The organism is Paenibacillus sp. 276b (assembly GCF_900107875.1).
Lineage (GTDB): Bacteria > Bacillota > Bacilli > Paenibacillales > Paenibacillaceae > Paenibacillus > Paenibacillus marchantiae.
The window spans coordinates 1-13307 of sequence record NZ_FNRR01000009.1; the positions used below are offsets into that span (position 1 = coordinate 1).

11 protein-coding genes and 1 tRNA gene are annotated in these 13307 nt (G+C 45.1%); 10 read left to right on the forward strand and 2 right to left on the reverse strand.

Going from position 1 to position 13307, the window contains the following annotated elements:
* Positions 1 to 19: 19 nt before the first annotated feature.
* From BLV50_RS28275 to BLV50_RS28310, 8 genes are all read left to right on the forward strand, one after another.
* Positions 20 to 90 (forward strand) — tRNA-Gly (locus BLV50_RS28275).
* 575 nt (positions 91 to 665) lie between these two features.
* Positions 666 to 3458, forward strand: coding sequence for a phosphoenolpyruvate carboxylase (gene ppc / locus BLV50_RS28280; RefSeq protein ID WP_090811288.1), 2793 nt, complete (start codon positions 666 to 668; stop codon positions 3456 to 3458).
* Between the two features lie 254 nt (positions 3459 to 3712).
* Positions 3713 to 4279 carry an RNA polymerase sigma factor SigW gene (gene sigW, locus BLV50_RS28285; protein ID WP_017692117.1) on the forward strand — a complete coding sequence of 189 codons (567 nt, stop codon included), beginning with the start codon at positions 3713 to 3715 and terminating at the stop codon, positions 4277 to 4279.
* Positions 4280 to 4414: 135 nt separating this feature from the next.
* Positions 4415 to 5029 (forward strand): zf-HC2 domain-containing protein, encoded by a 615-nt coding sequence (locus BLV50_RS28290; RefSeq protein ID WP_063567043.1) that lies wholly within the window; start codon positions 4415 to 4417, stop codon positions 5027 to 5029.
* A 425-nt stretch (positions 5030 to 5454) separates the two neighbouring features.
* Entirely contained in the window at positions 5455 to 6294 is an 840-nt protein-coding gene (cdaA, locus tag BLV50_RS28295) for a diadenylate cyclase CdaA (RefSeq protein ID WP_063567044.1), read from the forward strand.
* The gene (locus BLV50_RS28300; RefSeq protein ID WP_177031286.1) at positions 6287 to 7768 is read left to right on the forward strand and encodes a CdaR family protein; all 1482 of its coding nucleotides are present in this window, start codon (positions 6287 to 6289) and stop codon (positions 7766 to 7768) included. Before cdaA ends, BLV50_RS28300 begins: the two co-directional genes overlap by 8 nt.
* A gap of 74 nt (positions 7769 to 7842) precedes the next feature.
* Positions 7843 to 9183: a phosphoglucosamine mutase gene (glmM, locus tag BLV50_RS28305; RefSeq protein ID WP_063567046.1), complete on the forward strand. Its 1341-nt coding sequence runs from the start codon at positions 7843 to 7845 to the stop codon at positions 9181 to 9183.
* 330 nt (positions 9184 to 9513) lie between these two features.
* The gene (locus tag BLV50_RS28310) at positions 9514 to 9681 is read left to right on the forward strand and encodes a hypothetical protein (protein WP_218135446.1); all 168 of its coding nucleotides are present in this window, start codon (positions 9514 to 9516) and stop codon (positions 9679 to 9681) included.
* Here the strand turns inward: BLV50_RS28310 and BLV50_RS33235 are convergent.
* On the reverse strand, positions 9674 to 9829 hold the full coding sequence (locus BLV50_RS33235; protein ID WP_218135447.1) for a hypothetical protein: 156 nt from the start codon (positions 9827 to 9829) through the stop codon (positions 9674 to 9676). The genes BLV50_RS28310 and BLV50_RS33235 overlap by 8 nt on opposite strands.
* 96 nt (positions 9830 to 9925) lie before the next feature.
* Between BLV50_RS33235 and glmS the strand changes: the two genes are divergently transcribed.
* Positions 9926 to 11758 carry a glutamine--fructose-6-phosphate transaminase (isomerizing) gene (glmS, locus tag BLV50_RS28315; RefSeq protein ID WP_063567048.1) on the forward strand — a complete coding sequence of 611 codons (1833 nt, stop codon included), beginning with the start codon at positions 9926 to 9928 and terminating at the stop codon, positions 11756 to 11758.
* A 370-nt stretch (positions 11759 to 12128) separates the two neighbouring features.
* Here glmS and BLV50_RS28320 read toward each other — a convergent pair whose 3' ends face one another.
* The gene (locus BLV50_RS28320; protein WP_090811292.1) at positions 12129 to 12779 is read right to left on the reverse strand and encodes a nitroreductase family protein; all 651 of its coding nucleotides are present in this window, start codon (positions 12777 to 12779) and stop codon (positions 12129 to 12131) included.
* Between the two features lie 129 nt (positions 12780 to 12908).
* On the opposite strand from BLV50_RS28320, the gene BLV50_RS28325 reads away from it, so the two are divergent.
* Positions 12909 to 13274 (forward strand): MerR family transcriptional regulator, encoded by a 366-nt coding sequence (locus BLV50_RS28325; protein ID WP_063567050.1) that lies wholly within the window; start codon positions 12909 to 12911, stop codon positions 13272 to 13274.
* The last annotated feature ends 33 nt before the right edge of the window (positions 13275 to 13307 follow it).

Here is a 13307-nt window from a genome sequence, read left to right on the forward strand (position 1 = left end):
GTCATCCCGATTTTTATTTGCGGGTGTAGTTCAATGGTAGAACTTTAGCCTTCCAAGCTAATAGCGTGGGTTCGATTCCCATCACCCGCTTCATGTTTCATTAGAAAGCCTCTGTATACAGAGGCTTTTGTTTTTTTCATAGAAACAACACCTCATTAATAATACCAATCTCCTCTATATTCGTTTGTTAAGTGAAAGAATACCTCCGAACTCCTTCATTAAATTCTGCTAAAAGAATCAAAAAATTATAAATACACTCTTTAATTTATTGCGTCACTGTGATAAAGTATACAAAAGCTTGCTTTGCCGGTCATGTTTCTTTATGTTTCGTCTGGTTTGTAACAATGGAAATCATGCAGATACGAATCGATTCAGGTACAACAAACATTCCCAGTCTAACTGTATATTTATGAAAAATTTAGAATAGGTATGAGTTATTCGAGTAATGAAAAGTACGTGAAAAAGGTATCATGCGACAGCATTTGACCATTGATCGAAGCAGAACAAGAAAATGAATAATAAAGCGTGTTTTTGTGCTATAAATCAGGGTAAATCCCCTTTTTTGCTAGTAGAAAAATAAAGATTTTCGTACCATTTTATTGTATGATGTTATGAAGGTGTCAAATTTACGTGTACGAATGGAACGATCAGATGGGAGGATAAGCATGACTGAAACTATGGTAACCGCCAGCAAAAGCCAATCCAACAACCTGCTTCGGCGAGACGTGCGGTTCCTGGGCAATATACTCGGAGAAGTTCTTGTCCATCAAGGAGGCACGGAGCTTCTAGATATCGTTGAGAAGATTCGGGAAACGAGCAAATCGTTGCGTGCAGAGTTCTTGCCAGAACTTTATGCAGAGTTCAAAACGATGATCCAGGAATTAGACTCGGAAAATCGCCATCAGGTGATTCGAGCTTTTGCGATTTATTTTCAATTAGTTAACATTGCTGAACAAAACCATCGGATCCGGCGTAAACGGGATTATGAACGTTCTGCAGGGGACGCTGTGCAGCCAGGATCGATTGAAAAAGCAGTACAAGATCTGAAGGAACGCGGACTGTCTCACACGGAAGTAGAGGATATTCTAGACGAGTTATCGCTGGAATTGGTGATGACAGCTCATCCAACCGAAGCCATGCGTCGGGTTATACTGGACATCCACAAACGGATATCCGAAGATGTCATGTCACTTGATAATCCTACGCTGACGTTGCGTGAACGTGAACAGTTGCGGGAGAAGCTGCTGAACGAAGTCATTACACTATGGCAGACTGATGAGCTTCGTGACCGTAAACCGACTGTGCTTGATGAAGTACGGAACGGAATGTATTACTTTCATGAAACGTTGTTCCATGTACTTCCGGATGTATACCAGGAGCTTGAACGCTGCCTGAATAAATTTTATCCTGACCATGACTGGCATGTGCCGACGTATTTGCGGTTCGGTTCCTGGATCGGTGGAGACCGGGATGGAAATCCTTCGGTAACTTCAGATGTAACATGGCAGACACTGTTGATGCAGCGTAAGCTCGCTTTACGTGAGTATCAACGGATTATGATTGAACTTATGGGACATCTCAGCTTCAGTACGAACATCATCCACGTATCGGATGAGCTGGTACAGTCGATTGAGCAAGACCGTAGTTGTGTAACATTGAAAAAAGTGGATATGTGGCGGAATGAAAAAGAGCCATATCGTATTAAATTGGCATATATGATTGCCAAGCTGAACAATGTCCTGGATGAGAACAAAGTAGGACAGCCTGATCGCTATGACAGCGCTCAAGGACTGATGGATGATCTGATGATTATCGATCGCAGCCTGCGTCATCACTTTGCAGACTATGTAGCGGATACGACCATTCGCAAAATGATTCGTCAAGTGGAGTTGTTCGGTTTCCATACAGCTGCATTGGATGTGCGTCAGCACAGCAAAGAGCATGAAAATGCGATGTCAGAGATTTTGGCCAAGATGAACATCGTAGAAGATTATGCTCGTTTGACGGAAGATGGCAAAATCGATTTACTGGCTCGTTTGCTGGATGATCCTCGTCCGTTGACTTCCCCTTATCACCAATACACAGAGGGGACCAAAGAGTGTCTGGACGTATTCCGTACGATCAAGCGTGCTCAGAGCGAGTTTGGGGCCGGTTGTATCACAAGCTACCTGATTAGTATGACCCAAGGGGCAAGTGACCTGCTTGAGGTTATGGTATTTGCTAAAGAAGTAGGTTTGTTCCGCAAAGAACATAACGGTGAAGTGGTATCTACGCTTCAAGCGGTTCCATTGTTTGAAACGATTGATGATCTTCATGCCGCTTCGGAAATTATGGAGAAGCTGTTCAACCTTCCGGTATATCGCGCAAGTGTGAGTGGACGGAATGAACTGCATGAAATCATGTTGGGTTACTCGGACAGCAACAAGGATGGCGGAGTGGTTACAGCCAACTGGGAGTTGCGCGTGGCGATGAATGCTATCACTGCTGTTGGTAATAAACACGGCGTTAAGCTGAAGTTCTTCCATGGTAGAGGTGGGGCGCTCGGACGTGGAGGCATGCCTCTCAACCGCAGTATTCTTGCTCAACCACCACACACCATTGGTGGAGGAATCAAGATTACAGAGCAGGGTGAGGTTATCTCTTCCCGTTATTCCCTTCAGGGCATTGCATACCGCAGTCTTGAGCAGGCTACATCGGCTTTGATTACAGCTGCACTAAACGGTCTGGAGCCGCAAGAGTCGGAATCAGAGCGTCAGTGGGACAGCATCATCAAAGATATTTCCGAAGTATCTCTGACGAAATACCAGGATCTCATTTTCCGTGATCCAGACTTCTTTACTTTCTTCAAGGAATCGACACCGCTACCTGAGGTTGGGGAACTGAATATTGGTTCACGTCCATCCAAACGGAAAAACAGCGACAAGTTCGAGGATCTGAGAGCGATTCCTTGGGTATTTGCCTGGACCCAAAGTCGTTATCTGCTTCCCGCATGGTATGCGGCAGGAACGGGACTGCAAAGTTACTATCAGGATAAAGAAGAAAATCTGGTTGTCCTGAAAGAAATGTATGAAAACTTCCCATTCTTCCGTACACTAATTGATACGGTGCAGATGGCTGTTGCCAAAGCGGATCTAGTCATTGCGAAGGAATACTCGGCTATGACTTCCAATGAGGAAGCACGTGATCGCATCTATGGTCAGATTGAATCGGAATTCAAGCTCACCAAAGACCTGATTCTGAAAATTACCGGAGAAGCTGAAATTCTGGATGATGTACCGGTGATTCAAGAGTCGATCCGACTTCGTAATCCGTATGTCGATCCTTTGTCCTACATGCAGGTCCAACTACTGAGTGAGCTCAGAGATATGCGTGAGCGTGGCGAGGATGACACAGAGTTACTGCGTGAAGTGTTGCTTACGATTAACGGCATTGCAGCAGGACTTCGGAATACGGGTTGATCGTTAATCTGCTTAAAATATATGAAGTGAATTTTCCAGCCGTATAGATAGTAAAAGCTTAATTCTTTCCTCAGCTTGAGTGAGAGATGAAACGGGACTCCTTCGGGAGTTCCCGTTTTTACTGTTTTTGGCGGATATTTTCCGGCACAGTCTTGATTTTTGACCAAAGTTGATTTACGATTTGATTGGTGAATTACAAGTGTGGACGGGTATCAGAAGGCGGAAGACCCATCAGCATGTCTGGGGGAATAAGGGTGGACAATTTGGAGAACAGGCTTGTTAAGCTGGTACTGAAGGGTGACCAGCGGGCCTTTGCAGAAATCGTTGAATTATACAAGGACAAACTGTTTCATCTGGCATACCGGATGCTGAACAATCGTCATGAAGCCGAAGACGTTGTACAGGAGACGTTTTTGCGTGTGTTTCGCAATATGGAGAAGTATGATCCGAACCAGAAGTTCTCAACCTGGATATACCGGATTGCAACCAATCTGTGTATTGACCGCTTACGGCGGAAGAAACCTTCTTATTCATTGGATGCAGAACTGAATGATCAGGAAGGGTCTGATGGTTATGCGATGCTTCCAAGCGATGATCGTACACCAGAAAGTGAAGCACTTTTGTCTGAAACACAGACACTAATCCGTGAAGCGATTGACAGTTTGCCGGCCAAGTATAAATCAGTCATGATTTTGAGATATTTACAGGACTTGTCGCTACAGGAAATCAGTGATGTGACAGGTATGCCCGTAACAACGATTAAGACTCGTGTTCATCGTGGGCGTGATTTTTTGCGTAAAAAACTGGAGTATAAGTTGTAAATGTAAAACGTCTTTTATTTGGGCGAATTTATTTGAAACATATCCGAAACGGATACGTATGTAATGTATGCAAGTCTTATGCGTGCTTTTTGGCGATGCAAGGACTAAGTGATCTAAGAAAGGATTGGCTCTCATATGGATTGCAACTCGGCCGTCTCTTTAATGCATGAATGTTTGGATGAGTCGTTGTCCCCGGCCCAGAAGGTTGAACTGAAAAGTCACCTTGTGACCTGTCCGGATTGTCGCATGCGCTTTAAAGAGTTGGAACAGACGGAAATGCTACTCTTTGCCATGAAACACTATTCACCGTCTGCCTCGGATGAGCTGACCAATCGAATTATGAATGCTCTGCCCCAGCCCAAGAGACAGCAAATATGGCTCAAATGGGTCAAAGGACATCCCGCGCTGACGGCGGCAGCCTTCTTTTTGGTCGTGATGCTCTTTAGCGCCTGGAATTTCTGGAATCAGAATAACGAAATGGTCGTTAAGGGAAATAATCTGGACCAGATCGTGATTGAAGGAAACACGGTTATTGTTCCGGAGGGCAAGTCCATTGCTGGCGATCTTACGATAGAGAATGGAACTGCTCAGGTATACGGTGATGTAAATGGCAATCTGACGGTCATCGACGGACAGTTGTATCAGGCTTCAACGGCACATATTTCCGGTCAGGTGAAAAGTATTGATCAGGCGCTGGACTGGTTCTGGTACAAAATAACCAATATGGTAAATGAAGTGGCTTACCGCTAAATCAGGGTAGATTCTTCAATGGTATATACCAAGCAGGGTACCTCCAGATTGCTGGGGTACTCTTTTTTTATCTAATGACTTTGTAATTTATGGGATTTGTGTTGTTTCTGCGCAGTTTGTGACTCCCGTAACTTGCAACCTGAACGTTAACGTTATAACCTAGATACTAAAGAGAACATACTACTACATATAGATAAGCTTTTTGCATAAATCCAAAGAGCGTCTTTCAATCCGCAAAATATAGATCGAAATAATTCTATTCGTCTATACGTTAGTTGGATCAGAGTGCTCCTTCCTGGCCAACTTTTGTACCTGAGAGTGAGCTTGAATGGATTTTGCAAATGCGAGAAAAGGATTAATTAAATCCTAATGGGTTAATATGAGAGCAGGGTTTACTCATCAATGGGGATAGCGGGGGCTGGCTTATGAACTATTTTGCTGACTTAACGTGGAAAGAGTCCATTAAGGACGTTATCGATATATTGATCGTTACCTATATTATGTACAAATTGATTTTGCTTGTGCGGGGTACCCGTGCGGTTCAGCTGCTTAAAGGTATTCTGTTCCTTGTAGTGATCTGGGCACTAAGTACGTGGCTAAACCTCTATACGCTCAAATGGCTAATGAACCAGATGTTTACGTTTGGTGTCGTTGCAGTCTTTATTATCTTCCAACCGGAACTTCGCCGCGGTCTGGAGCAATTGGGTCGAGGCAAACTATTTGGACGCTCGGCAGCAGCAAGTGATGAAGAATTAACGGTGTTAATTGGTGAGATTATTAAGTCCGTGAATTATTTGTCACGACGTAAAATTGGTGCACTGGTTGTATTCGAACGGGAAACGGGTCTGAACGATTACACGGAGTCCGGGATCCAGATGCAATCTCTGGTCAGCTCAGAGCTGATGATTAACATTTTTATTCCGAATACACCGCTCCATGATGGAGCCGTCATTATACAGGGCAAACAGATTTCGGCGGCAGCCTGTTATTTGCCTTTGTCCGAGAATCCGTTTATTAGCAAAGAGCTAGGAACGCGTCACCGTGCAGCAATCGGGATTACCGAGGTTGCGGATGCGATCTGTTTGGTTGTTTCGGAGGAGACAGGACAAGTGTCGCTTGCGATGAATGGACAGGTTGTTCGTGATATTAAGGAAGAATCATTGATTGCCAAACTGTACGAAGAACTGCGTCCAACGTCCAATCTGACTAAAAAGAATGGTTGGACTACCTTCTGGAAACGGAAGGGGGGACGTAAAAATGGATAAATGGTTCAATAACAACAATTTTGCCAAGATTCTCGCTTTAGCGGTGAGTTTGTTGCTCTGGTTCATGATACATCTGGATGAAGTACCAACTACGCCAACAATCTCGACCGGGACAACGAATAAGGTTGTGGAGCGCACTGTGCCTGTTCAGCCTTATGGACTCGACAGCAACTCCTATGTACTTACTTCATTAAGTACGGATGAGGTCCGTCTGGAGATTAAAGGGCAGCGTTCGATGTTAACTTCGATTTTTACGAATGATGATTATAAAGTGCTAGTGGATCTTAGTCAGGTGAAGGATGGGTCCAATACACTGCCATTGGTGCCTGATCTGCCTTCCGGGGTTGAGGTAGTCAGCATGGAGCCTTCCATGGTTACGGTCAACGTGGAAAAATTGGGCACCAAATCCTTCGATGTGAATATTGTACCCGAAGGAGAACCATCCGCCGGATATAACGCTGGAACGCCCGTTGTTGAACCTTCAGGTCCAGTTAAGGTAACTCTGCCGGAAGGGCAGCTTGACGCCGTAGAGAAGGTTCAGGGCAGTGTGAGCGTGAAGGATGCGAAGGATGACGTGACGCAGAAAAAAGTGAAGCTTCAGGCATATGATGCCGAAGGCAAGGTCATTGAAAATGCGATTGTTACACCAGAAACCGTAGAAGTCCGTATTCCTGTCAGTCAGCCCTATACAACTGTGCCCTTAAGAATCAAATATTCGGGACAGTTGCCGGAGGGAATGGTGCTCTCCACGGTTGAGCCAAGCGTGAAAGAAGTCTCGGTTTACGGAACAGAGGATGCGCTTGCGGGTATACAGTCCTACGACCAAGTAACCCTTGATCTTACTCAGTTCGATGAGGCAGGGACGTCGACAGTTAACGTGGACTTGACGCCGCCGCCCGGTTTTGAGAAAATCGAGCCTAGTTCGATTCAGCTTAAGGTGACGGTATCGCCTTATGATGAGCTTCAGGAGACGACCAAAGTCTTTCCGAACGTACCCATTACGCTTACTGGCGAGGGGAACGGGCTGGAAGGGACACTGGTTACTCCCAAAAGTGGCGGCTTGAATATTACGCTTAGAGGTTCTTCAACGATGCTTGAAGGTCTAAGTAGCGATGATATCAAGTTGACTGCGGATCTTGCTGGACTTGCGGTAGGTACGCATGAAATAAAGCTTGAGGCTGACTTGCCTCGGTTTGCCAAACTGGATGAATCATCAGTTGATCTGAGCGCTACCGTCAAAATTAGCGAAAAGTCTGATGATACGACGGTTGCTCCTGGCGAAGATCCGAATGATGAAGGGACGGTGGGGCCTGATCCTTCACCAGCCGAAGTCGAGAATGGGGATACCGAAACTGCTCCTGGAGAAGAAGAAACAGAATCGAATACGGACAATCAGGAGCAGAGCCAGCAGGGGAATACCAGTCGAGGTAACTCCAATAACAGTGGTAGCAGTAATAGTGGCTCCAATCCGTAAAAGAAAATGTTCAGTACAGAATTTTAAAAATAACGTTTATGCTCTTATATGATGCGAATAGAAGGAGTTAGATCATGGGGAAATATTTTGGTACAGACGGCGTAAGAGGTGTTGCCAATAAAGAGTTAACGGCGGAGCTGGCTTACAGCATCGGACGTTGTGGTGGTTATGTACTTGCTGGTGGTGTGGAAAGACCAAAAGTGGTTATCGGTATGGATACCCGAATCTCGGGGCTTATGCTGGAATCCGCACTGGTTGCAGGTTTGCTGTCCATTGGCGCCGATGTAATTCGTCTGGGCGTTGTATCCACTCCTGGAGTGGCGTATATTGCTCGTCTGCTGAAAGCCGATGCAGGGGTAATGATCTCGGCTTCCCACAATCCGGTTGAGGATAACGGAATCAAATTTTTTGGGGGAGATGGCTTCAAACTGTCGGATGAGACGGAGAACCGGATCGAAGAATTGATGGATGCAGATACGGATCAATTGCCGCGCCCTGTGGGTGGTGGTTTGGGAACCGTAATTGTGGATGAAGAATCCCGTTATCGCTATTTGGACTACCTGAAAACAACGGTAAATGAATCGTTCTCAGGACTCAAAATTGTTCTGGACTGTGCTAATGGAGCAGCTTATGAGCTGGCACCCAAATTATTCAGAGAACTTGGTGCAGAAGTCATTGCCATTGGCGCTGAGCCTAACGGCCTGAATATCAATGAGCAATGCGGATCAACTCACCCGGAGCATTTGAAACAAGAGGTGCTGAAACATAATGCGGATCTGGGCCTTGCTTTTGACGGGGATGCGGATCGACTGATCGCTATTGATGAGACAGGCGCTGAGGTTGATGGTGACTTCATTCTGTGCATCTGTGGTGATGCGATGAATCGTGCAGGCAAGCTGAAAGACAGTACCGTGGTATCTACCGTAATGAGTAACATCGGATTCTACAAAGCAACGGAGAAACTGGCATTGAAAACAGCAAAGACTGCCGTGGGTGACCGTTATGTGATGGAAGAAATGCGCCGTGGGGGTTATAACCTGGGTGGAGAGCAGTCCGGTCATGTTATTTTCCTGGATTACAATACAACAGGCGACGGCATGCTGACAGCGATTCAGCTCGTGGACACGATGAAAGCTTCCGGTAAAAAACTGAGTGAACTTAAGGCTCTGATGACCCAATATCCACAAGTATTGGTGAACGTTCGCGTTGAAGATAAGAGCAAATACGAGGGCAATTCGGCGATTGAGCAAGCTATTGCTACAGTAGAGCAGCATCTGGGTGATAATGGACGTGTACTCGTTCGTGCGTCCGGGACTGAATCCTTGATCCGCGTTATGGCGGAAGGACCAGATAAGGATGAACTTGAACAATTCGTATCTCAAATTGCAGATGTTGTGCAAAAAGAACTGGTATAGGACCTGATCTATAGGCCTTCCAAACACGGTTGTATCAAGGGAATCACTGTCTCATAAGGTTTAATCTAACAGGGTTTATGCCATACAAACCCATATTCCTACGTCCCGGCCTAGTGAGACCATGGGTCTGTTTAACCGGTCGGGATTGTGGGTAAATATGCCGAAATTGTCACAGGTACTTTGCTCCATTGCAAAATGAACCTGACGTGCATATAATGAGTGGAGTCGTCATTCAGACACAGAAAGTGAGGATCGTAAGGTACTAGTTACACAAGCGCCAGAGCTTGAAGTTGCGCGGGAAGGATTTTGATCGGTATGAATCTTGAAATAATGAAGATGCTACTGAGCAAGATCGACGGCAATCAAGCTGACGAGGTGGAGGTGTTCGGATTGTTCGGCGGGGACCTCCCGGTGATGCACCAGAGCCGTGAACCGGATTGCGGAAAATGGATGGGTGACTGTCCACACAACGTGCCGGTAGGTGCAAGATTCAACTAAAATTCAAATGAATGTGCGCGAAGAGCGTGAACAGTGCGCGGACGGGAAAATGATGTACATTCATGATTGCATCTAATAACAGCTTATGACTGCGGAGCGGCAAGAGGCTGCTCTGATCATTGATAATTGAATAATTGAAAGTTTTCATGATACGTTAGGCAATCATTTTCATTTTTTCGATATGCCGTGCCAGCCTGTTTCTCTTCGTGACACAGTATTCATATACAATCGGAGGAAATAAACTATGTGCGGTATTGTTGGATATATTGGTAATAAGAACACTCAATCGGTATTGGTCGAAGGATTGAAGAAACTCGAGTATCGTGGTTATGATTCTGCAGGTATCGCGGTATTCACACCAGAAGGTCTGCAAATCACGAAAGCTCTTGGTCGTCTTGCGAATCTTGAAGCTAAGCTGGATGGTGCACCACTGGTAGGTAATGCCGGAATCGGACACACACGTTGGGCAACTCATGGTAAACCATCGGATGAGAACTCTCATCCACACACGGATGGAAGCCAGAAGTTCTCTGTTGTGCATAACGGTATTATTGAGAACTACCTGGATCTGAAGGACGAATTGATGGCTCAAGGTCACACGTTCACTTCCGAGACAGATACTGAGGTTATTTCTCACCTGATCGCACGTGAATACAATGGTGATATCGTTAAAACAGTGCAAAAAGTGATCACGTTGTTGCGTGGCGCATTCGCACTGGGTGTATTGACAGAGCATGAGCCTGAGAAACTCGTAGCTGTGCGTCAAGCAAGCCCATTGATTATTGGTATTGGTGAAGGCGAGAACTTCATTGGTTCCGACATCCCGGCAATTCTGGAACATACACGTAACGTGTACATTCTGAATGATGGTGAAATGGCTGTATTGACACATGATGCTGTCGAATTGATGACGATTGAAGGTAACTTTATTTCTCGGGAAATGATTCGTGTCGATTGGGATGCTGTAACTGCAGAAAAAGGCGGATTCGAGCACTTCATGCTGAAAGAAATTCATGAGCAACCAAAAGCATATCGTGATACAATGCTGGGTCGCATCGATAATGAAAGCAAAAAGGTTCAACTTCCTGAGTTGAAAATGACTGAAGAACAAATCAAAAATATCCGTAACGTTCAAATCATTGCATGTGGTACAGCGTACCATGCAGGTCTGGTTGGACGTACTGTAATCGAGCAACTGGTACGTATTCCGGTAGAAACAGATGTTGCTTCCGAATACCGTTATCGTTCCCCGATCGTAAGCAAAGATACACTTGTGATCGTGGTGAGCCAATCCGGTGAAACGGCTGATACACTTGCTGCACTGCGTGAAGCACAGTCAAATGGTGCACATGTACTCGCCATCACTAACGTTGTAGGTAGCTCCATTGCACGTGATGCGGACGATGTGATTGCAACACTGGCAGGACCGGAAATTGCAGTAGCTTCTACCAAAGCGTATACTTCGCAGTTGATCGCGTTCAACCTGCTGGGTCTGTACCTTGCACAAGTTCGTGGCACGCAAACAGCAGAAGAGATTGCTCACATGCTGGCAGCAATGCAAGCATTGCCTGAGCAAGTTGAATCCATGCTGGAGCAAGCGGAAGCTATTAAAGGATATGCAGAGCAAATCTCCAAACATGAACATCTCTTCTTCATCGGCCGCGGTCTGGATTATGCAGTTGCACAAGAAGGATCGTTGAAACTGAAAGAGATCTCTTATATTCACTCCGAAGCGTATGCTGCGGGTGAGTTGAAACATGGTACGCTCGCATTGATCGAGGACGGTATCCCTGTCATTGCTCTGGCAACGCAGGAGAACGTTTTGGAGAAAACCGTGAGCAACATCAAAGAAGTGAAAGCACGTGGCGCAGACGTACTGGCAATTACGTACGAAGAGCACGTAGCACCATTGCTGAAATCCGTTGACCAAGCGTTTGCAATTCCTAAGACGCTGCCACTGCTTAGCCCGGCTCTGTCCGTTGTAGCATTGCAATTGCTTGCATACTACGCTTCCCTGGCACTGGGTCACGATGTGGATAAACCACGTAACCTGGCGAAAAGCGTAACGGTAGAGTAAGGGATTGTTAAATTCTTATAATATTTAAGTTTGTTTAATTAAAAAGGGTCCTGATGACAGTTGTCATTAGGACCCTTTTTGTTATGAACCTTTCCATTATGAATCTAACGTTAAAGTTCCTATGTCGAAATCAGTAGAGGGCACATTTGTGAAATCCTTTGACTGAAGCCAAGTCCATAGGGGAAGCACTCTGGTTATAAGGACCGCACAGAGATTTTATCTATTTTTCGAATGAAAGTAATGACTCTCTACACGATTAATTTCTAACTGGTAATGCCCACGAGCAACAGGATAATTTGAAATGAGTTTACAAATGATGCTCATAAATAGAGTTCTCCATTGGCATGTTCGTGTTGAAATTTATTGTTGGTTACGCCCAAGTCGTAATCGTTTCAACCGGGAGACGATAGGAAGGATAGCCATCTTTGGCTGCTTTACCTATGGAGATCAACATCACGGGCTGGAAACGCTCTTTATCCAAGCCGAAGGCTTCAGCGATCTTGCCTTTGTCATAACCGGCCATAGGGTTGGTATCATAGCCATGAGCACGGGCAACGAGCATGAGTTGCATGGATATGAGACCTGAGTCAATGAGATTAATATCACGTAGTTCGGATGCGTTTATGTTCGCATAATAAGGTTTTACCTGCTGCATTTGCATATCCATGATGTCTTGTGGCATGTATCCAAGTTCCACTGATTTATTGAAAATCTCTTCCATGTATTCAACGTTATTGGCATCGTAAAACACGGCAATGACAGCCGAGGACGTTAGTGCCTGTGTCTGGTTAAAAGAGGCTAGTGGTGCAAGCTTCTCTTTGCCTTCAGCACTGTCGATGACAAGAAAACGCCACGGTTGCATGTTAATCGCCGAAGGGGCACGTGAAGCTTTCGCCAGTATCTCGGTCATCTCCTGGCGGCTGATTTTGACTTCAGGGTCATAGACTTTAACGGAATGGCGCTCCAAGACGATGGTATCAAAATCATTTGTTTTGTTGAATTGGCCGGTAATTGTATTCATATGGATATCTCTCCTCATATCTAATATTGGTGAGAGTGGGTTATGGGATTACCTCAATTCGTCTCACTATGAGGATTGTAAACTATGAAGTATACTTTATAGCAAGAAAAAGAAACGAGGGCGATCCATATGAAAATTAGTGAAGTAGCCAAGAGTGTAAACCTTCCGATATCCACTATTCGTTATTATGAGAAGATAGGTATTATCACGGATGAACATATGCTGAGAGATCAAAATAACTATCGGATATATGCCGAGAGCATTATTCAGCATCTGGATGTAGTTAAACAATGTTTAGCTGTTGGTTTTACGATCCATGAGATCCAATCTATGATCTCTAAACAGGGATTTTCAAGTAATGAACAAGCGAGCATTATCCAAGCGAAAATAACAGAAATTGAAGATGCACAGAAAAAATTAGAGAATTCCAAACAAAATCTGTACGATATTCTTAAGGCGGATATCACTTGTGAGGATGGTTTTGGTAAGTATTGAGCCGCACGTCCCTCTTGAGCTTTTCATTCAGTA